Annotated in this window: 16 protein-coding genes; 9 read left to right on the top strand and 7 right to left on the bottom strand. The window is 48.7% G+C overall.

Annotation, left to right across the window (positions count from 1 at the left end; translation table 11 throughout):
• Window positions 1-10: 10 nt before the first annotated feature.
• Genes KIU71_RS12515 through KIU71_RS12505 form a run of 3 tightly spaced genes read right to left on the bottom strand, consistent with a single transcriptional unit; the run spans window position 11 to window position 3,200 of the window.
• Window positions 11-1,618: a carboxyl transferase domain-containing protein gene (locus tag KIU71_RS12515; RefSeq protein ID WP_214131615.1), complete on the bottom strand. Its 1,608-nt coding sequence runs from the start codon at window positions 1,616-1,618 to the stop codon at window positions 11-13.
• 20 nt (window positions 1,619-1,638) lie between these two features.
• Complete coding sequence (locus KIU71_RS12510) at window positions 1,639-2,808, bottom strand: isovaleryl-CoA dehydrogenase (RefSeq protein WP_214131614.1); 1,170 nt, start codon at window positions 2,806-2,808, stop codon at window positions 1,639-1,641.
• Entirely contained in the window at window positions 2,805-3,200 is a 396-nt protein-coding gene (locus tag KIU71_RS12505; protein ID WP_214131613.1) for a MerR family transcriptional regulator, read from the bottom strand. The genes KIU71_RS12510 and KIU71_RS12505 overlap by 4 nt, the downstream gene beginning before the upstream one ends.
• A gap of 244 nt (window positions 3,201-3,444) precedes the next feature.
• Here KIU71_RS12505 and KIU71_RS12500 point away from each other — a divergent pair, with 244 nt between their 5' ends.
• The 5 genes from KIU71_RS12500 to KIU71_RS12480 all read left to right on the top strand — a co-directional run bounded on the left by KIU71_RS12500 (window position 3,445) and on the right by KIU71_RS12480 (window position 8,588).
• Window positions 3,445-4,623, top strand: a complete 1,179-nt coding sequence (locus KIU71_RS12500) for a thiolase family protein (RefSeq protein WP_214131612.1) — start codon at window positions 3,445-3,447, stop codon at window positions 4,621-4,623.
• A 71-nt stretch (window positions 4,624-4,694) separates the two neighbouring features.
• Window positions 4,695-5,570, top strand: coding sequence for an alpha/beta hydrolase family protein (locus KIU71_RS12495; RefSeq protein ID WP_214131611.1), 876 nt, complete (start codon window positions 4,695-4,697; stop codon window positions 5,568-5,570).
• The gene (kynU, locus tag KIU71_RS12490; protein WP_214131610.1) at window positions 5,563-6,828 is read left to right on the top strand and encodes a kynureninase; all 1,266 of its coding nucleotides are present in this window, start codon (window positions 5,563-5,565) and stop codon (window positions 6,826-6,828) included. Before KIU71_RS12495 ends, kynU begins: the two co-directional genes overlap by 8 nt.
• A gap of 1 nt (window position 6,829) precedes the next feature.
• Window positions 6,830-8,281: a transporter substrate-binding domain-containing diguanylate cyclase gene (locus tag KIU71_RS12485; protein ID WP_214131609.1), complete on the top strand. Its 1,452-nt coding sequence runs from the start codon at window positions 6,830-6,832 to the stop codon at window positions 8,279-8,281.
• 1 nt (window position 8,282) lies between these two features.
• Window positions 8,283-8,588, top strand: a complete 306-nt coding sequence (locus tag KIU71_RS12480) for a hypothetical protein (RefSeq protein ID WP_214131608.1) — start codon at window positions 8,283-8,285, stop codon at window positions 8,586-8,588.
• Window positions 8,589-8,596: 8 nt separating this feature from the next.
• Here the strand turns inward: KIU71_RS12480 and KIU71_RS12475 are convergent, their stop codons facing one another.
• The 3 genes from KIU71_RS12475 to KIU71_RS12465 all read right to left on the bottom strand — a co-directional run bounded on the left by KIU71_RS12475 (window position 8,597) and on the right by KIU71_RS12465 (window position 13,450).
• Entirely contained in the window at window positions 8,597-10,252 is a 1,656-nt protein-coding gene (locus KIU71_RS12475; protein ID WP_214131607.1) for a DUF342 domain-containing protein, read from the bottom strand.
• A 78-nt stretch (window positions 10,253-10,330) separates the two neighbouring features.
• Entirely contained in the window at window positions 10,331-11,788 is a 1,458-nt protein-coding gene (sbcB, locus tag KIU71_RS12470) for an exodeoxyribonuclease I (protein ID WP_261348342.1), read from the bottom strand.
• Between the two features lie 9 nt (window positions 11,789-11,797).
• Window positions 11,798-13,450: a response regulator gene (locus KIU71_RS12465; RefSeq protein WP_250207476.1), complete on the bottom strand. Its 1,653-nt coding sequence runs from the start codon at window positions 13,448-13,450 to the stop codon at window positions 11,798-11,800.
• A 305-nt stretch (window positions 13,451-13,755) separates the two neighbouring features.
• Here KIU71_RS12465 and KIU71_RS12460 point away from each other — a divergent pair, with 305 nt between their 5' ends.
• The 4 genes from KIU71_RS12460 (at window position 13,756) to KIU71_RS12445 (ending at window position 19,591) form a co-directional block, all read left to right on the top strand.
• A complete protein-coding gene (locus KIU71_RS12460; RefSeq protein WP_250207491.1) occupies window positions 13,756-14,754 on the top strand; it encodes an isoaspartyl peptidase/L-asparaginase family protein in 999 nt (332 codons plus the stop codon).
• An 81-nt stretch (window positions 14,755-14,835) separates the two neighbouring features.
• A complete protein-coding gene (locus KIU71_RS12455; RefSeq protein WP_214131605.1) occupies window positions 14,836-15,258 on the top strand; it encodes a CBS domain-containing protein in 423 nt (140 codons plus the stop codon).
• A 59-nt stretch (window positions 15,259-15,317) separates the two neighbouring features.
• Window positions 15,318-19,220 (top strand): ATP-dependent RNA helicase HrpA, encoded by a 3,903-nt coding sequence (hrpA, locus tag KIU71_RS12450; RefSeq protein WP_261348341.1) that lies wholly within the window; start codon window positions 15,318-15,320, stop codon window positions 19,218-19,220.
• A gap of 68 nt (window positions 19,221-19,288) precedes the next feature.
• The gene (locus KIU71_RS12445) at window positions 19,289-19,591 is read left to right on the top strand and encodes a PilZ domain-containing protein (RefSeq protein WP_214131604.1); all 303 of its coding nucleotides are present in this window, start codon (window positions 19,289-19,291) and stop codon (window positions 19,589-19,591) included.
• A gap of 2 nt (window positions 19,592-19,593) precedes the next feature.
• Here the strand turns inward: KIU71_RS12445 and KIU71_RS12440 are convergent, their stop codons facing one another.
• Entirely contained in the window at window positions 19,594-20,781 is a 1,188-nt protein-coding gene (locus KIU71_RS12440) for a class I SAM-dependent rRNA methyltransferase (RefSeq protein ID WP_214131603.1), read from the bottom strand.
• Window positions 20,782-20,811: the final 30 nt, after the last annotated feature.

Genomic DNA, 20,811 nt, shown 5'->3' with positions numbered 1-20,811 from the left:
CACTCCCTGACTACATTCTGAAAATGCCAAATTGAGTGTCCTCAATCGGTTTATTTAGTGCCGCAGAGAGTGAAAGGCCTAACACTCTGCGCGTATCTGCAGGGTCAATGACGCCATCATCCCAAAGTCGTGCAGACGCGTAGTAAGGGTGACCTTGCTTTTCATAGGTGTCGATAATGGGTTGCTTGAATGCGGTTTCTTCCGAATCGCTCCAACTGTCACCAGCTCGCTCTTTTTGATCACGCTTGACCTGCGCTAATACACCGGCGGCTTGTTCACCACCCATCACGGATATGCGCGCATTTGGCCACATAAACAGAAAGCGCGGGTCATACGCGCGACCGCACATGCCATAATTACCGGCGCCAAAACTACCACCAATTAAGACCGTTAGTTTAGGGACTTTTGCACACGCAACGGCGGTCACCATTTTGGCACCATGCTTAGCAATGCCGCCTGCCTCGTATTGTTTGCCGACCATGAACCCGGTGATATTCTGTAAAAACACTAAAGGGATTTTTCGCTGTGCACAGAGCTCGATAAAATGTGCGCCTTTTTGTGCAGATTCTGAAAACAATATGCCGTTATTGGCGACAATGCCTACCGGAAAGCCGTAAATCCGCGCGAAACCGCACACGAGCGTATTGCCATACAGTGCTTTAAATTCGTCGAACTCTGAACCATCAACAATGCGCGCGATGACTTCGCGCACATCGTAAGGCTGGCGTGTGTCCTTGGGCACCACACCGTATATCTCTTCGGGTGCATAATGTGGCTCAATCACCGGTGCGATATCCATTGTATAGGATTTCTTGCGATTCAATCGGGCGACGGCATTGCGTGCAATCGACAGTGCATGATGATCATTGTTAGCAAGATGGTCAACCACACCTGAAGTGCGGCAATGCACGTCGCCACCACCAAGCTCTTCAGCGGTGACCACTTCACCGGTTGCCGCTTTGACCAACGGCGGGCCGCCTAAGAAGATAGTACCTTGCTGTTTAACAATGATTGACTCATCAGCCATGGCAGGAACATAGGCACCGCCAGCCGTGCAGGAGCCCATGACGACCGCAATTTGGGGGATGTTTTGCGCTGATAGATTCGCCTGATTATAAAAAATCCGGCCGAAATGCTCTCGATCAGGAAACACCTCATCCTGTTGAGGCAGGTTAGCACCGCCTGAATCCACCAAATAGATGCAAGGCAGATGGTTTTGTTCAGCGATAGTTTGAGCACGTAGGTGTTTCTTGACAGTCAACGGGTAGTAGGTCCCACCTTTGACGGTCGCATCGTTTGCAACAATCATGCATTCAACGCCGTTGACCACGCCTATGCCAGCAATCACGCCGGCACAAGGTACATAATCGTCATACACCTCCCACGCTGCGAGCTGGCCTATCTCAAGAAAAGGCGAGCCGGGATCCAATAAAACATTGATCCGTTCGCGGGGTAGAAGCTTTCCGCGGTCAATGTGACGCTGGTTAGCTTTTTCACCACCGCCTAGTTTGATCTGCGCCACTTTTTCACGCAGATCATCGACCTGTGATTGCATATGACTGACGTTGTCAGAGAATGCCTGGCTGTTGGTATTAATTTGACTGATTATTCTTGGCACCTACGTTCTCCCCAAAGCGATTAAGCGGACTCGTTGAACAATTCGCGACCAATTAACATGCGACGAATTTCTGAGGTGCCTGCACCAATTTCATACAATTTCGCGTCGCGCAATAAACGCCCGGTTGGATACTCGTTAATGTAGCCATTTCCGCCAAGCAATTGGATCGCATCCAACGCCATTTTGGTTGCCAATTCTGCTGAGTAAAGGATAGCACCAGCGGCGTCTTTACGCGTGGTTTCGCCGCGATCGCAGGACTTAGCGACCGTATACACGTAGGCCCGAGCTGCGTTCATTTGCGTATACATATCGGCAATTTTGCCCTGCACGAGCTGAAATTGACCGATTGATTGGCCGAATTGGGTTCGGTCATGTATGTAGGGCACGACCACATCCATACACGCCTGCATAATGCCTAACGGCCCGCCAGATAACACGAGACGTTCGTAGTCTAACCCACTCATCAAGACCCGCACGCCACCGCCTTCGACACCGAGAATATTCTCCTCTGGCACTTCACAGTCTTCAAACACAAGCTCACAGGTATTTGAAGAACGCATGCCTAGCTTATCCAGCTTTTGTGCTTGGCTAAAGCCCTTGGTGCCGCGCTCGACGATGAACGCAGTAATTCCTTTGGCACCGCCATTCACGTCTGTTTTCGCGTAAATAACAAAGATGTGTGCATCAGGGCCATTGGTGATCCACATTTTATTTCCATTCAGGATGTACCGGTCGCCTTTTTTATCAGCGCGCAGCTTCATGCTGACAACATCAGAGCCGGCGTTGGGTTCACTCATGGCGAGTGCGCCAATATGTTCACCTGAAACGAGTTTAGGCAGGTATTTTTCTCGCTGCGCATCGTTCCCGTTTTTATAGATTTGGTTAACACACAGATTGGAATGGGCACCATAGCTTAGCCCAATACCGGCAGAGGCACGGCTCACTTCTTCCATGGCAATGGTGTGTGCAAGATAGCCCATGTCAGAACCGCCGTATTGCTCTGAAACGGTGACTCCCAGTAAACCCATTTCACCCAGCTTCGGCCAGAGTTCGTTCGGGAAACTATTCGCTTCATCGGCTTTTTCCGCTAGCGGCGCGATCTCACCTTGAGCGAACTGATAAACATGTTCACGCAACATGTCAATGTCTTCACCGAGACCAAAATTAAGCGTTGGGTAGGGCGTATTCATGCGATTTTTCCTCGTTCTAATTCAAGTAATTCTTCTTGGCAGCGGCTTTCGACGTCGTCTAGCTCATTCATCAACATCTGGATGTCGTCAAGTTGTTGCCTAAGCATAGCGCGTTTCAGCTCAGTCATTGAGAGCATCGCTTTAAGCTGAGCCGCTGAATTTGGGTTGGAGTCATATAGCTCAAACAGGTTTTTGACTTCGGCAAGCGAAAAGCCGAGTCGCTTACCGCGCAAAATGAGCTTCAGTCGTACTTTGTCTTTGGTGTGATAGATGCGCGTCTGACCTACACGCTCAGGCTCGAGCAAGGCTTGTTCTTCGTAAAAACGGATCGATCGTGGTGTCACGTCGAACAGGCGGGCAAGCTCTCCAATCGAATAGGTCTGTTCTGACATCGCGGTGGCTTTCCTTTCGAGTTAAAACGTAGCGATTAAAAAAGCGTTTTTACGCTTGTCGATCGCTTCATTTAGCGCTAAGTTTACGTTTACGTAAACCTCTATTAACGTAAAGGTAAAGTAGCTGACTAATTTCGTCAATATTTTGTCTGGTGCGAAAGCTGGATAACACCAAAGTGGTGTGTCAAATATGGTGTACGAGTGCTACTGTCAATCAAATAGCAAACAAGTAAGGGTGAAATTTATGAGTCAACAAAACGTTGTTATCGTGTCAGCCAAGCGTACCGCGATGGGTGGATTTATGGGCGCACTTTCAGCGGTGCCAGCGACAGAGCTAGGCGCAACAGCGATCAAGGCGGTCGTTGCAGATATCAAATCAGATAGTGTCGACGAAGTGATCATGGGATGTGTGTTACCGGCGGGACAAGGGCAAGCGCCAGCGCGTCAAGCGACCTTAGGTGCTGGATTGGCGCTATCTACTGCGGCAACAACCATCAATAAAGTGTGTGGCTCAGGCATGAAAGCGGTGATGATGGCAACCGATTTTATCCGTGCAGGCAGCGCAAATATAGTGGTTGCTGGGGGTATGGAAAGCATGAGTAATGCCCCTTATCTGTTACCAAAAGCGCGCGGTGGTATGCGCATGGGGCATGGCACAGTGCTTGACCATATGATGTTGGATGGGCTGGAAAATGCCTATGACGGTAAAGCAATGGGATGTTTTGCTCAATCAACCGCTGATAGTGAAGGGATCACCCGTGAACAAATGGATGAATTTGCGCTCAGTTCGTTGTCTAAAGCTGCCAAGGCAATCGAAGACGGTACGTTTAGCGATGAAATTGTTGCTGTTACTGTCAGTACCCGAAAAGGCGATGTGACCGTTGATACTGACGAAGGCCCAGGCTCTGCGCGTCCGGAAAAAATTCCTTCACTACGTCCTGCTTTTGCTAAAGATGGCACAGTCACAGCGGCTAATTCCAGTTCGATTTCAGACGGCGCGGCAGCGTTGTTGCTGATGTCAGAAGATAAAGCACGCGAATTGGGGTTAACACCACTGGCAACGGTGGTAGCGCATGCCACCAACGCCATCAAACCGGAAGACTTCACGGTTGCACCGGTGGGTGCGATAGAAAAAGTATTGACTAAGGCCAGCTGGTCAAAAGATGACGTGGATTTATTTGAAATCAATGAAGCATTCGCCATGGTAACCATGTTAGGCATCAACCAACTTGGACTGGATGCTAACAAGGTCAATATTAAAGGCGGTGCATGCGCGCTTGGGCATCCTATCGGGGCGTCTGGTGCACGTATTTTGGTCACACTATTGCATGCCTTAAAGCAGCAAGGTAAGCGCAAAGGGATCGCCGCATTGTGTATCGGTGGCGGTGAAGCGACAGCGATTGCGGTTGAACTGTGCGCCTAACGTATTGATTATCCGAGTGCGACAGGGTAAAAAGAGGCACAGTGCGTGCCTTTTTTTATTGAGAAAAAATAGTGACGATTCATAACAAGAAAAATACCAGGTTGAGTCAATTGTGTTCTGCCCTCATCGGGATGACTCTGACGGTCGCCGTGGTTGCGCAGGAAACGGGGTCCTCCTCGACAGAGACAGTGGTTGATAACAACGTCAGTTTTTCTGCGGTGCTGGCCTTAACGTCATCACCTAAAACGACGACACTGCATTATGGAGAAAGTGCTGAACAGCGTATCGATATCTGGGCCGCAAGCGGTCGTGACGATGTGCATGCTTATATGCCTGGTATTTTGCTGGTGCATGGCGGTTGTTGGTTAGCTCAGTATAGTGTTGACCACGTCAAGCCGCTCGCCAGCGCATTGAGTCAACAGGGCTTTAATGTGTTTGCTATTGAATATCGGCGTACAGGGCAACCAGGCGGTGGTTGGCCCGGTAGCTTAGATGACGTCCGCAACGCAATGAAACTGGTGCGTGAGACCTATCCCAAAATGGCGCTGACAAGCGTTGGTCATTCTGCCGGTGGGCATCTCGCCTTATTGGCAGCGACCGATGCATCCCTGCAACTCGCTGCCGTCATTGGCATGGCGGCGATTACCGATGTGACGGCGTATTCGCGTGGTGACAACAGTTGTCAACAAGCTACTGTTGAGTTTATGGGAGGCACCGTTGACGAAAAACCCGACGCGTATCGGCTGGCTAATGTGACCGACAAGCGAATTGTGGCTCCCCTTTATTTGCTGGGCGGTAAAGCCGATAGCATCGTTCCAATTACCCAAAATACCCACCGTCAGGCGCGTCGATTCAGTGGTGATGATATCGGTCACTTTGACTGGATCCACCCCCAAACCCAAGCGTATCAACATTTGCTGAATACCTTGGCGCAGTTATATGACTGAGCCTTTGCAGCATCTATTGACTGAATCCAAGCGGCGTGATCGCAGCGATATCCTGTTCGAAAAACGACAGGCATTTGATTTACCGGCAGACCTTGTGTACCTCGATGGGAATAGCTTAGGGCCGCTGACACTGGCCGCAAAACAACGCATTGAGCAGGTTGTCAGTAAAGAGTGGGGCCACGATTTAATTCGCAGTTGGAATACGGCAAATTGGATTGATCTACCCGTGTCTGTTGCGGAAAAAATTGCACCACTTATCGGTGCTGCACCGCATCAGGTGATTTGCTGTGATTCCATTTCGGTTAATCTTTTTAAATTGCTTGCAGGTGCGCTCCGGCAGTGCTTAGCGCTAACGCCTGTGCGCCGGCGCATTGTGACCACGGTAGATAATTTCCCAACAGATGGATACATCGCGCAAGGACTTGCTGACTTGTTGTCTGAACACGATGTGAAAGTTGACTGCGTTGCCGAAACAGATATTGAGCAGGCATTATCTGACGATGTCGCCGTTTTGCTATTGACGGAGGTTAACTTTCGCACAGGCTATCGATTCGACATACAAAAGATTACCGCATTGGCGCATCAACACAATATATTGGTCATTTGGGATTTGGCGCACAGTGCAGGTGTGATGCCGCTTTCTTTGGATGAGTGGCACGTTGATTTTGCGGTTGGATGTGGTTATAAATATCTTAACGGTGGCCCCGGAGCACCGGCATTTATGTATGTGGCCGCTCGTCATCAGGCTCAATTCAGGCAGCCGTTGCAAGGTTGGATGGGGCATGCAAAGCCGTTTGATTTTGACGCTACCTATCAACCGCAATCGGGCATAAAGCAAAGCCTTGCTGGCACACCAGGAATATTATCAATGGCAGCACTCGATGCATCATTGTCGGTGTTTGACTCGGTGAGCGTTAATCAGTTGTACGAGAAGGCAATGGGGCTAACCGAGTGGTTTGTCGAATTACTAGAGGCACATCAGCTCCACACACAATTCACCAATATATCACCCCGCCAGCGAGCGCAACGCGGCGCACATGTCGCGCTGGCTCATGAGCATGCTTACGCCATTTGTCAGGCCTGGATTGCCGACAATGTTATTGCTGATTTCAGAGCGCCAAATATTCTACGCGTTGGCTTTTCGCCGTTGTTCTTGCGCTATGAAGACGTGTACATAGCGGTCAAAAAACTGCACCGCATTGTCACGCAACAACAGTACCTCAATGCTGAATTTAACGTTAAGCAAGGTGTCACCTAATATGCGTTTTATTGTTCTGGCCCTGATGATACTGATGAGTGCATCCAGTGTGGCACAGGATACACCACCGATTGAGCATCCGCGCCCTGTGCTACATTACTGTGTTGACCCAGACTGGATGCCCTATGAGGCGATCCGCAATAACGTTCACGTCGGTATCTCTCACGATTATATTCGCCTGTTTGAACGCACCATGCCCTACCAATTCAAATTGATTGTGACTGAATCATGGGCGCAAACGCTGGAAAAGGCCAAACTGGGCGAGTGTGACTTTGTTCCTTTACTTAATCGCAGCCCGTCACGAGAAGATTTTTTAGTGTTTACTGATAGCTACTTTACGTCGCCGAATGTGCTGGTGTCCACGATAGGGTCCCCCCACATCCAAGGTTACGAAGGTATAGAAGACCAAGTCATTGGTGTAGTGAAGAGTTATCGGCACGGTGAATACATTTCACGCTATTACCCGCATATTGCCTTACGCGAATACGCTACCGAGAATCAAGCCTTGCAAGCGTTAGCCGATGGTCGCGTCGACTTAACCGTTGGCTCACTTTTATCGGTCAATACTTACGTTAAAAACAAAGGCTTCGAGAACATACAGGTCGTCGGATTAGCACAACCGCATGATCACCTTAGGGTCGGGGTGTCTAAGCGCCTAAGTCAGGCAGCAGAGCAAAACCTTTCCGCTGACACTCTGGTTGAGCAATTTAACCAAACCATTGATCGTATTCCTGAGCAAAGTCATGTAGAAATCTATAAACAATGGAACAACATCCGCATCGTTGAGCATCGAGATTATCAAATGATGATCTGGCCGATTGTGGTGCTACTGGTCTTTTTAATGATGTTGCTATGGCGTACACGGTCAGTTGACACCGTCAATAAAGACCTGATAGCGACTAACGAGCGTTTGGAATCGCTGCGTAATGAACTGCTGGAAAAAAACGCCAAGCTCGAATTTTTATCGATGCATGATCCTCTTACCGGCTTGTACAACCGTAACTTCATGATCCAGCGCGCTGAAGAGGCGGTGAATGCGTTTGAGCGATTCCAACAGCCCGTGGCGATCATGATTATTGACGTTGATTTTTTTAAAGCCATTAACGACAAATACGGGCATGCCGTAGGGGATAAAGTGCTAAAACGAATCGCACACAGCGTTCAGCAATGCTTACGCGAGGTTGATATTATTGCCCGCTGGGGCGGCGAAGAGTTTTTGGTACTTTGCCCTAACAGCGATTGCGCCGATGCGAAAGTGCTCGCTGAGCGAATGCGTAATGCGTTGCGCGGCACACCGATGGGGATCGATGATCAAGTGACCTGTAGCTTTGGCATTGCGCAAATGGTGACAGGAAATGATTTTAATGCGTGGTTTGAAGCCGCAGATAGCGCTATGTATCGCGCCAAAGATAGCGGTAGAAATCGAATCGAAGTGATTCAGTATGGTGTCTAGAATGCTTCTGCTAGGTGTCGTCTTTGTTTTACTGCTGAGTGGTTGCAGCGATTCCACGTTACCGACGATTGGCCGAACCAAGGGTAATTTCGCCATGCAAACACTGCTTAAAGAACAACAGGACTGTTTTCAGGTTGAGCGGCCGATTTATTTTGAGGCGCCTTTCGCTACCGGTATGTCATTTTCTCCGCCTGACTGTTTAGACAAACAACGAAAAATCGGCAGAAAGTCCGTTGCCGAAGTGGCGCAACTGCGTGTCACGATAACCTATGATGGTGACTACTACATCATCAAGCATGGGCACTAAGCGCGCCGTTACACGATAGGCTCGCAGGTCCATTGATGATCATCATAACTCACCTTGGATCTGCCGTATTCACGCTCTGAGCGCCAGTTTCGATTGTTTAGCTTGGCCGCGACGCCAGAATAGATACGTTTATTGGCGATGAGTTTGATGTCTTCAGTATAGGCTTTCTTCGCTGTTTTCATCTCAAGCGCTTTTATTTCAAGCCAATTGAGCATTTGCGATTCATTTTCAAACAATTCAATGGCGTCATCCACTTTGCCGCGTAAGTTTTTGGGGATCAGTTTTGCTTTGATAAAATCAATTTTTTCTTTGTGCTTTGAGTTACTTTTTCGTAGATGTTTAAGCATCTCATCCAGTGCCTCTTTACGCTCCATAAGCTGCTCAAAACCTCGTGAGAAATCGATGGTTAGGTGGCTGCCGGATACGGCACCTAACGTGCCTGCAACAATCGATTTTTGACTGATAATGTCGCAGGCAAACAGATTGCCCATCGGATTATCAATCTGACCCACGATGATATCGCCCTTACAGTCGAGTTTACTGTACGCCAGTTGACGGCCTATCGTGATGTTGCCGCCACATGTTATGTCGATCCCCTGACCATGTTGAACATGAACGCTACCGCTCGCTTGCAAGTTACAACTAAACTCGGTGGCTTCGTCATTCACTTTGCCCATTGCACCTTCGGTGATCACAATATCACCACCGGCATGTATGGTGGCGGACTCTACAAAGCCGTTGACGGTGACGTCACCCGTGGCAGTGATCACCATTTTTTCCGTGACATCGCCGTTAACTAACACGGCGCCGTCGTAATTAATATTGCCAGTACCCACGTTAACCCCCTGACAGGTAAACGTGTCATCAACAGACATGATCAAATCTTTAAACTTAGGCATTCCCGCTATGGTGGCAACCACGATGTTTTCGTTGCTGTCACTGACGGCCGTGCCGTCACCGAGCTTAATCGGCTGCCAATCACCGGGTTTGGACTCCAGTACTTTACCCTTGACGGTGAAGCCAGAACGGCCTTTGCCCGGCGCTAGGCGCTCAAGAACCGGCGTGTTTGCTTTGACGCATATCACATCACCCAGATTGCGCATATCGACGCGCGATGACCCGCTGGCTTGCGGGCGTAGCACACGCTCTAATGCATTGGGAACCAGCGGTTTCAGCTTGGATGAAACTCCGTCTCGAGCCGGAAGGCCTTTTGCCACCACGGTTTCAATGACTTCACCCGGTGCTGTGTTGGATAATTTATCCAGCGCGTTTGCAATATGTCTTTTACCCAGACCGCGCACAATCCCCTGAGATTCTGCCATTTTTTGGATTGCATCAGTGCTGGGCACAGCGCCGCCAAACGGTGCGGTTAAGCGAAGCAACGCCGTCATTGCGTCTTCCGACACGGTAAATTCAACCTCGGCGTTGCGTTTTTCACCAATATTGCTGCTCACCACATCGGATGATTTAGATTTGAAGTGGTGATTGGCTTTCTCTGTGGCAGATTTTATTTCAGTTTCAGAACTGTATAGGTGGCTGTATTCGCTGGTGCGAACAAACTGAAGAACCGCCTTGCTTTCAATCGCTTTATTAAATTGACTGGGGTTCAGAGTCAGCACTAACGCGTTTGAACTTTCATCGTACTTGAGAGAAGCACCTTTCATATCGTAAATACCACGCTATTGTTAACAAGTTTGTATCGGCAGCACTTAAATAATCTTTTACCTTACTATGATGGCTAATTACAAGTTTTGTGCGTATTCGACAAGTGCACGTAAGATCGCTTGCTTATTGGCATCGCCCTTTGTGCGCTCAGCCAATAGTTCGATTTCCTGCATGTATTGGCCTGCATTAATGCCATTGGGTGAGTCTGGTTCGAACAGGCGAGCTTGCCGGAATGCTTGCCACCGCTCCAGTTCCGACGCTGTTAACGTTTGCGGGTAATTACGTGCTCTGTAGCGAAACAGTTTATGCTTCAAACGGGCAGATGGCGCGTCATCAGACAGTAAATGCAATGTCTCTGGTGGAGCGTCTATGACCTGTTGCGCCCAGTTTTTTTCCTGAGTACTGGCAAACCCATCAGAATACAGGCTCTGATCGATATCTCTAGGTTCTTCATCACGATGAGTGTCGGCCTCGAATACACGGGTTAATGTGGCGACCAGGCCATCCACTGTACTCAGTTGAGTCGCACGCTCAACCGCGGTATTGATGTCGATACCCAATGCAGTTGCACGTGCTTCGCTCAGCGTGTTTAAAGGCGCAATAAACGGGCTCTTGTTGATGTGTAACGTCCTTATACCGGGACGTTGATTAGCGTGCTCCAAGTCTTCCGTTTTGGTGTAGAGCCGCTGACGAAGGGTGTCTACGTCGACATTGATGATAGATTCGATCGGTTGTAGCAAGTCAACACAAATCAGCGCATTGTTATTTTGCGGATGAAAGCCAATCGGTAGAATAATACTGCAACAACCTCTGTCGGCTTTGTACATGCCGCTAATATGCACCAACGGTTGCATATTTTGCAGTTTAAGTCGCGCTAATACGGTTTGCTTGTGCCGCATGGCAAACGCGTATTCATACAGTTTTGGTTGTTGCTGTTCAATTAATCGGGCTAACGCGATGGTGGCATGTACATCCGACAACGCATCGTGTGCGTCGCCATGGTCAAGCTGGTTCGCCTGGGTCAGGTGTTCAAGCTTAAATGATGGAGAACCCTGTTCATTTTGAGGCCAGACCACGCCGTCGGGTCGTAATGCATAACACGCTCGCACAAGATCGATGATATCCCAGCGGCTATTACCATTTTTCCATTCGCGTGCGTAAGGGTCATAAAAATTTCTGAACAGTGCGAAACGCGTCACTTCATCATCAAAACGAATACTGTTATAGCCACAAACACAGGTTTCAGGTTGGATCATCTCAGCGTGAATTTTGGCCACAAAGTCGGCTTCAATGTAACCGTCCCGCAATGATTGCTGAGGGGTTATTCCGGTCACCAAACAGGCTTCAGGATGCGGAAGCTGGTCGTTGGGAATACGGCAAAACCAATTCATCGGCTTTTGTGCGGCACTTTTCAATTCATTCAGAGATAAATCGGTACGCACGGCGGCGAACTGGCAGGGCCAGTCCTGACGAGGGCTGACACCCCAGCACTCGTAATCGTGCCAGAGCATTGTGGGTTGATGATGTGCTTGCAAAGTACCTGCTTATTCTAGCGATTCCGCTTCCATATCCAGACCCAGTTGCTTAGCGTAAGCATCACGCTTGGCTTCCTGAGCGGGGGATAACGACGCAGAATTGATTAAACTGATGGCTTTTAACGCTTCTTCGTGTTGTTCAGGATTGAGCCTATCACTCTTGGCTATCTGTGTTAGCACTTTTAACAGGCTCATGGCAACCTGCTTATTCTGGGGCGACAATTTCAGCGCTTGTTTAAGATTTTGAAACGCGGGGCCAAAACGGTTTTCTTTATAATTGACGGCTGCCATTTCTTTGAGTTCTTTGGCGGTAAAGTTGATTTCCCTGCGTTCGATGGATTCTTGCTTTAAGTATTCATTGACCACATGACTGGAAAATGAGTCACCGGCAATTTGTTTACCGAGTCGATCTAATATCGCCAGAGACTTTTCTTTTTGCCCTAATTCGTGAAATGCCTTCATCTTGTCTAAGTTGTCTTCCAATGACGCATTGTCACGAATATTGACTTCGTTTTCCATAACCTTCTCTGCGCCTTTTTTGTCATCACGAACACACAGCATTCGGGCTTTTAATACCGCTAACTGCTCATTATCGACCGCCATGGCTCCGCGCTGATTCTTTAATATCTCAATATCTCTGTCGGCTTTCCTGAGAAAGGGAACAGCCTCTTCCTGGCTCAAACTGGTGGCTAGGTCGATTCCCGAACGGATAACGTTGAGTGAAAGCTCTGGAGAATCATGAATCGAGTTTTTGGCATACTTTGCCATATTCTGCGTCGCCAGATATTGCCCCATTTTGTCGTGATTCAAGCGGGCTAAATCCCACAATTTTTTATTTCGGTTAATGTTGCGCGGCGCCAGTTTACTGGCTTGCTTCATCTGCTCATAAGCTTCTTCATACTGCTCATGCTCAATATGATACTGCGCTAGCAAATCATAAGCGGCAAATCGTGTGTCGTCACGCTCGAGCATTTCATCAATAAGCAGGTCGGCTTCTTCTTTTTTACTCTGTTTCAGTAGGGCTCTGGCCATACCAATCGATACCCAACCGTATTTGTAGGTTTCGAGTAGCTGAGTAAAGTAATGTTGTGCTTCTGAAAACTCGTGAAGATTGATCAGGCACTCGCCAATAATCCGCTTAATTCGAGGCACTAAATCTTTCATGCTGGGATCAAGCAGTTGGCGTTCAGCGTGATAGATTGCCGCAGCATAATCTTGCGTATCAAGACAATGGAGTAGTTTGTGTAACTTGCTGCGGATGTTAAGCAAATAGCGCAGTCTGGTTTCAACTTTATTGCGATCCAACGGCTTCACCCAAAAGTCGTCTGGTTGCAATTCGATAATGCAATTGACAAGTTCCGGGCTGGTCTCCGCGCTGAGAAATACCACGGTGGTTTCTCGATTGATATGGCCTTTCATTTTCAACTCTTCATAGAGATGAAAACCATCTTTATCACTGGCTACATCAAACGCTACCATCACCATATTGAACTGGTGTTGTTCGCACAGTCGCAACGCGTAAAACGCGTTCTGCGCGTTTTTCACATTACGTATGCCCACTTGATGAAAGGCATTTTTAATGCTGTCTTGAACAAGACTCTGGCCGTCAATAATCAAGACGTTGATTTCTTCGGGGCTCAATGGCGGTGGTATTTTTTTCAATCCAATCCTCGGTTCTTAATACGCGACAGCGTGGAGGCTACCGATGTTTTTGTTCATTGGTGACGTGAGTCACGTGCGCCTTATTCCTTTAAGTTTACGATAATAGCTACATTCTCTGGTTTCGACAATAGCCTTACACGGTCGGGTAAACCAAAGCCATTGCTCTGGCGTACAAATCGTTGCGTCATTATTGATGTTGATGACAGTAGATTACCCTGACGTTTATCGGTATGTTTGTTATACACACATTATGGGTTGGTTATTGTATGAAAAATGTTATTCAACGGGTTTCTCGCATCGCATTGATGGTTGCCGCTGTCGGTTGGCAGTCGTCGGTACAGGCGCATCAAGCACATCCGATCGCCATTGCGTTACACGGCGGTGCTGGCACAATCACCAAAGCTGACCTTAGCGAGTCTCAGGAGCAGGCATACAAGAATGCATTGTCGCTAGCTTTAAATACGGGCTACCAACTTCTGGAAAACGGCGCGAACGGCGAAGACGCAGTGGTTGCTGCTATACAGATTATGGAAGAGTCTGCACTGTTTAATGCCGGTGTTGGCGCGGTTTACACGTACAACGAAGAGCACGAGTTAGACGCATCAATTATGCACGGTGCGTCGCGCAACGCAGGCGCAGTTGCCGGCGTTAAAACGATCAAGAGCCCCATAGCGGCAGCGCTTGCGGTGATGAATCATTCTCCTCATGTGATGTTGACGGGCGAGGGCGCTGAACAGTTTTCTGTGGAACAGGGTTTAGCACAGGTTGAAAACAGTTATTTCAATACGCAGCGTCGTTTGGATGCGCTTAAAAAAGCGAAAGCGTCGTTGCAAACGTCTGTTACCTACGACCATTTATTCAGCGCTGATGCCGAGTATAAATTTGGCACCGTCGGTGTTGTTGTGCTCGATAAGGCCGGGAATTTAGTCGCAGGCACATCAACGGGTGGCATGACGGCGAAGCGTTACGGCAGAGTGGGAGATTCGCCCATTATCGGTGCAGGTACGTTTGCCGACAATCAAAGTTGCGCGGTGTCTGCGACAGGTCATGGTGAATATTTTATCCGCTACAACGTGGCTGCTGATATTTGTACACGTATGGCCTATCAGGGGGTATCACTTAAAGAAGCTGCCGACACAGTCATTCATAAAGTACTTAAGCCTGCCGGCGGAGATGGCGGTATTGTTGCTGTGGATAAATTTGGCAATGTGGCCATGCCATTCAATACTGAAGGGATGTATCGGGCGAGCATTGATGCCATGGGCACGCAGGTGATTGCAATTTATACTGATGAGAAGATGTAAATTGATGGCTTTCCATCTACGCTTAAGATGAGACACAGGGTAGCCAGTAAAGTCGAATAAGAAACCGCGCTAGGAGAAAAGATGGAGTCGTTATTAGTATCTGATTATATGAACAATCGTCCGGTCAAGCTGCACATCGATATGCCCGTGGCCGAAGCGGTAGAATTGCTTGTCCAGAGCAAGCAAATTGGCGGTGCGGTAGTTGATTCGCACATGAAGGTTGTGGGTTTTTTGTCTGAACAGGATTGCTTGGCGCAAATGATCACATCCAGCTATTATCGCGAACAGGTTTGTCGTGTGGCTGACATCATGAAATCCGAGGTATTGTCGGTGAAACCGTATTCTTCGGTATTGAATCTCGCCCAGCAAATGTTAAAAGCGAAGCCGAAGGTTTACCCGGTTGTGGATGATGACGGTATTTTGGTCGGGTCAATTAATCGCACCGAAGTGCTCAATGCCATCGACGTGCAGCTACGCTCAGGGTATTCCGCCAAAGCAAGCTAGCAATTTTGCGTCAGTTCCCCTACGATCGCGCACCTTAATGTTTGATAAGGTGTGCTCGTTTGTCGTTACCGTCTGAACCGTCTACGTTTTTAACGCGTCAGCAGGCGCTTGATGCGCTGCCCAGTGTGATGAAACGCGATGAATTTCGTTTTTCACGGCAAATTAAGCGATTTAACGAAAAAGCGATTTCTTCCTCAAACGATAAGTGGCTGGCATTGTGCGAACACATTGCAGCCTCGCAGGCACACGTGTCACGCCGTCACAGCGCGATCCCAGCAATCACGTATCCCGACCTGCCCGTCAGTAGTGAAAAAGCCACTATTCAGCAAACGATTCAAGAAAATCAGGTGGTTATCATTGCCGGTGAGACCGGCTCCGGTAAAACGACACAGATCCCGAAAATGTTGCTGGAACTCGGGTTTGGTTGTCGAGGATTGATTGCACATACTCAGCCGCGCCGTCTTGCCGCCAGAAGTGTGGCAAATCGAATTGCTGACGAATTAGACACCACGCTGGGTGATACAGTCGGGTTTAAGATTCGATTCAGTGATTCGGTCAGTGATACGACGTACATTAAACTGATGACCGACGGCATTCTGCTCGCTGAAATGCAGAATGACCGATTTCTGAATCAATATGACACCATTATTATCGATGAGGCGCACGAGCGCAGCTTGAACATTGATTTCATTCTGGGCTATCTGAAGCAACTGCTACCTAAGCGGCCTGATCTACGCGTGATTGTGACGTCGGCGACCATTGATCCCCAGCGTTTTTCCGAACACTTTGACGGTGCGCCGATCATTGAAGTCAGCGGGCGTACTTTCCCGGTGGAGATACGTTACCGCGATTCAGGCAGTAGCGACGATGACCAAACCCAGCAGATTATCGATGCGGTTGATGAATTGAGTCGGGAAAAGCCCGGCGATATTCTGGTTTTTTTAAGTGGTGAAAGAGACATTCGTGATACGCAGTATGCGTTGGAACGCCAGCAGTACAGGCACACTGAGATTGTTCCGTTGTACGCACGGTTATCCGCCAGTGAACAAAACCGTATATTCCAATCCCATTCCGGTCGGCGGATTGTGTTGGCCACTAATGTGGCAGAAACCTCTTTAACCGTGCCGGGCATCAAATATGTGATTGACCCCGGTACGGCGCGCATCTCGCGCTACAGCGCGCGCAGTAAGGTTCAACGACTTCCTATTGAAGCCATTTCACAGGCGTCTGCAAATCAACGCGCAGGTCGTTGCGGACGAACATCTGACGGTGTGTGCATTCGACTGTACAGTGAAGAAGATTATCTGGGCCGCCCCGAATTTACGGACCCAGAAATTCTCCGCACCAATCTGGCCTCAGTTATTTTACAAATGCTCGGGCTGGGGCTTGGCAGTATTGAGGCCTTCCCTTTTGTCCAAGCGCCTGATGGGCGTAATATTCGTGACGGTTTTTTATTACTGGAAGAACTTCAAGCGGTTTCTCAGGACAAACGAGGCCCTGTTTTAACTGACGTAGGCAAGCGCCTTACGCGTCTTCCCATTGATCCTCGTTACGCCAGAATGATTGTCACGGCAGGTGAGTTCGATGCCGTCACTGAGGTTGCCGTGATTGCTGCCGGACTGTCTATTCAAGACCCACGTGAGCGGCCACAGGAGTTTCGCCAAAAAGCGGATGAGGCGCACAAAATGTTTGAGGATCCAGTCTCCGATTTTATCGGCCTACTGAATCTTTGGAACACGTTCAAGCAGCAACAACGAGCGCTTAGCAATAGCCAATTGCGCAAGTGGTGTAAAACACACTTTGTGCATTACTTACGGATGCGTGAATGGCAGGACATCGTCAGCCAAATCAAGCACTCGCTCGTGAGTTGTGGGTTGCGTTTAAATAGCCAGCCTGCCGATCCTGACAACGTGCACAAAGCGATAGCGAGTGGATTACTCTCTCAGATAGGGCAATTGGATAGCGATCGCCAATATCTGGGGGCCAGAAATACTCACTTTATGATTTTTCCGGGATCAGGGCTGGCGAAAAAAACACCGAAATGGGTAATGGCCGCGGAGTTAGTGGAAACCAGTCGATTATTTGCAAGATTGGTGGCGAAGATTGACCCCAGTTGGCTTGAACCATTGGCGCGCCATTTGACCAAATCAAGTTATTCTGAACCGCGATGGTCGAAAAAACGGGGTGCAGTGATGGCTGATGAAAAAGTGCTGTTGTATGGACTCCCTATTGTGCCAAAGCGTGCAATTAACTATGCCAGTATTGATCCCGTCACCTGTCATACCTTATTCGTGCGAGAAGCTTTGGTGAATGGCGTGACTCAGTTAAATTATGCTTTTTTGCAGCGCAATCAGGAGCTGCTGGCTGAAATTGATGAGTTAGAACAAAAGACTCGGCGACGCGATTTATTGGTCAGTGAGGATGAGCTGGCGGACTTTTATTTTGCGCGTATTCCCGATCATATTGTGAGTGAAGCCAGTTTCAAGAAATGGATTAAAACCCAGTCAAAATCGCAGATTGACGAACTCATATTCAGCCGTGACGATGTCACAAAAGTCGACGTGGCCGCGGATGCCGCCATATTATTTCCTGAATATTGGCGTCAGGACAATGTGACTTTGCCGTTAACGTATCACTTTGAGCCTAGCGCTGAGGATGACGGCGTCAGTGTGATGGTGCCATTACCGTTATTAAATCAAATTAACGATATCGGGTTTGAATGGCAGGTGCCGGGTTTGCGTGCTGAACTCATCGTGGCGCTGATAAAGTCTCTACCAAAACGTTTGCGCCGACATTTCGTGCCTGCACCTGATTTTGCGAATGCGTGCCTTGTGAGTTTTAAAGATGACCAAGTAAGCACAAGTGTACCGCTGACTCAGGCATTATCCGCAAAACTGCATAAAATGACTGGCGTAGCAGTGGAAGATTCGGAATGGCAGTGGCAGGATGTGCCGCGCCATCTTCGTATGACATTTAAGGTGGTTGATACTCGGGGTAAAGTGATCAGTAGCGGCAAACAATTGCTGGCCTTGCAAAATGCGTTACAGGGGCGGGTTCAAGACACCTTAAATCAGGCTGCTACGCCTGAATTCGAACGCAGCGGTTTGACCGAGTGGGATTTTGAGCAGCTACCGGATAAGTTTGTTCAGCGTACTGGTCAGTTTGAGGTTAAAGCCTTTCCGGCACTGAAAGCGCAAAAAAACGCCGTGGATATTCGTTTATTTGACTCTCCGCAAGAAGCCGATGCCGCCCATGCTGAGGGAGTACGCACCTTGGTTCTGCTTGCGATCCCGTCACCCATTAAATACTTACAGAATGCGCTACCGAACAAAGCCAAGCTGGGTTTGTATTTCAATCCGTTCGGCTCCATTCAAAGCCTTATTGAAGATTGCGTCAAGGCGGCCATCGATCATTTTTGCCATGCTCAGTTCGACGGGTACACTCATGTACGGTCAAAAGCGCAATTTTCGCAGCTGTGTGAGTTTGCAAGGGCTAATATCAATGACGAGGTTTTCCAAATAGCCCTTAGTGCAGAAAAGGGGCTCGTCATTGCTGCGGCGATCCAGAAAGCGTTAAAAGGCAAAATCGATATACGATCTATTAACGCGATGGCAGATATTAAGTCTCATCTGCAACGCCTGGTGTATCCCGGTTTTGTGAGTGATATCGGTGCTGGACGACTAAATGACTGGCAACGGTACTTAAGTGCATTGCAAAAGCGGTTAGAAAAAGTCCATATCGATCCCAATCGTGATCGCCTGCATGCGCTGGCAATAGAAAAAGTAACGACGCTGTTTCAGCAAAAATGTGATGCCTATCGCCTGCATGCAGAAATACCGCCAGCGCTGCTTGAAACTCGCTGGATGATCGAAGAGTTTCGGGTTTCGTTGTTTGCGCAGCAATTGGGCACTCAATATCCCATCTCGGCAAAGCGGATTGAAAACCATCTGGCAAATTTCTAGATTGACAACGGCCGCATAGCGCCCTATAACTTGAACAGGAATTCGACCACGGTTTTGGAGATGCAGTAATGCTAGGATATGACGACAAGCGTAATTTCTTCCGGATGATGATTAATTCGCCGTGTGAAATGACCATCAACGACAATGAATCGAGCCGCACATTACAGGCTATCTGTCGCGATATCAGCGCTACCGGAATGTCGTTAGAAGTGGCAGAAAGCTCAGTCGAACTGGGCACGCAAGTGTCAGTGTCGATTGAGTCAACCAGCAGTCAAATTCCGTCACTGTCAGCACGTGCCAAAGTCGTGCGATGTGTGCCTGAGGGTGACGACGCCTGTATCGTTGGCGTCGAAATCACCGAGATGAAATAGCGTTACCACACCTGGCAGAGTAGCCCCTTTAGATAGTACCCTTCCGGATAGTTGCTTGATACGGCGTGATCAGGCGCTTGCTCCAGTCGCTGCAATATCTTGACGTCTCGTTTTGCATCAAGCGCCGCATCGGCAACAATTTTAGCGAATAAATCCGCAGGCATGAGTCCTGAACAACTAAAAGTGGCTAAGTAACCGCCGGGTTCCACGGCTTGAATGCCGTAAAGATTGATGTCTTTATAACCACGCGCTGCGCGTTTCAACGTGGCTTTACTATCAACGAATTTTGGTGGGTCCAGCACCACCACGCCAAATTGACGCTTTTCATCGCGGAAGTCACGCAATAAATTAAACACATCTTTTTCAACAAATTCTGCCTGTTCATCGCTTAGATTATTGATGGCTAAGTTGCGTCTGGCTGTGGCTAATGCATGCGCTGAAACATCGACGTTCGTCACATGTGTCGCGCCTGCTTTCAGTGCATGACTGGCGAAAGTGCCGGTGTAGCAAAAGCAATTCAGCAGTGTTTTACCGGTTGCGTATCGGCCAACGATGGCACGATTTTCGCGCTGATCAAGGTAAAAGCCGGTTTTGTGACCATCAACTAAATCAACGATAATCTGGATACCGTGCTCTGATATAGTGACCTCGCGTGGCAGTTCACCCTGATGAGTTTCGACGACAGGCGATAAACCTTCTTTTTCACGCACCGCGACATCGCTTCGCTCGTGGATCACGCTATCAGGAAAAAACCGTTTCAGCGCCCAAAGGATTTTTCCGCGCTGCTTCTCTGCGCCGGCTGAGAGCAGTTGCACAACCACAACATTGGCGTATACATCCACGGTGATACCCGGAAGATCGTCTGACTCTCCAGCAACTAAGCGATAACCCGTGGTTTGCGATAAAGCGACCACGGCTGCCCGCTGAGCGATGCAACGTTCAATTTTTCGGCAGAAAAATGCATTGTCGACACTTTCATTCTTGTCGAACGTCCACACACGAGCGCGTATCTGCGATTGAGGCGAAAATGCGCCTCGTGCTAACCATTTGCCTTTCGACGACACAATATCAACCGTATCACCGACCGAACATTGACCTTTGATTCGGTTAACTGCACCTTCAAAAACCCAGGGATGGCGGCGCAGCAGCGATTTTTCTCGCTCAGGGTGTAACACTAATGTGGCAGACATAGACTTTGTTTTTGATGATAGAATTGTGGC

Source organism: Alteromonas oceanisediminis, from assembly GCF_018474025.1.
GTDB classification, from domain to species: Bacteria; Pseudomonadota; Gammaproteobacteria; order Enterobacterales; family Alteromonadaceae; genus Alteromonas_E; species Alteromonas_E oceanisediminis.
The sequence above is the reverse complement of the archived record's forward strand: the minus strand, read 5'-3'. Positions and strand labels throughout refer to the sequence as shown.

Bases quoted from the DNA above. Each gene is read 5' to 3' on its own strand.
- KIU71_RS12500 (WP_214131612.1), top strand. From the start codon at position 3,445: ATGAGTCAACAAAACGTTGTTATCGTGTCAGCCAAGCGTACCGCGATG.
- kynU (WP_214131610.1), top strand. From the start codon at position 5,563: ATGACTGAGCCTTTGCAGCATCTATTGACTGAATCCAAGCGGCGTGAT.
- KIU71_RS12480 (WP_214131608.1), top strand. From the start codon at position 8,283: ATGCTTCTGCTAGGTGTCGTCTTTGTTTTACTGCTGAGTGGTTGCAGC.
- KIU71_RS12475 (WP_214131607.1), bottom strand. From the start codon at position 10,252: ATGAAAGGTGCTTCTCTCAAGTACGATGAAAGTTCAAACGCGTTAGTG.
- KIU71_RS12455 (WP_214131605.1), top strand. From the start codon at position 14,836: ATGGAGTCGTTATTAGTATCTGATTATATGAACAATCGTCCGGTCAAG.
- KIU71_RS12460 (WP_250207491.1), top strand. From the start codon at position 13,756: ATGGTTGCCGCTGTCGGTTGGCAGTCGTCGGTACAGGCGCATCAAGCA.
- KIU71_RS12505 (WP_214131613.1), bottom strand. From the start codon at position 3,200: ATGTCAGAACAGACCTATTCGATTGGAGAGCTTGCCCGCCTGTTCGAC.
- KIU71_RS12445 (WP_214131604.1), top strand. From the start codon at position 19,289: ATGCTAGGATATGACGACAAGCGTAATTTCTTCCGGATGATGATTAAT.
- KIU71_RS12485 (WP_214131609.1), top strand. From the start codon at position 6,830: ATGCGTTTTATTGTTCTGGCCCTGATGATACTGATGAGTGCATCCAGT.
- KIU71_RS12440 (WP_214131603.1), bottom strand. From the start codon at position 20,781: ATGTCTGCCACATTAGTGTTACACCCTGAGCGAGAAAAATCGCTGCTG.
- KIU71_RS12510 (WP_214131614.1), bottom strand. From the start codon at position 2,808: ATGAATACGCCCTACCCAACGCTTAATTTTGGTCTCGGTGAAGACATT.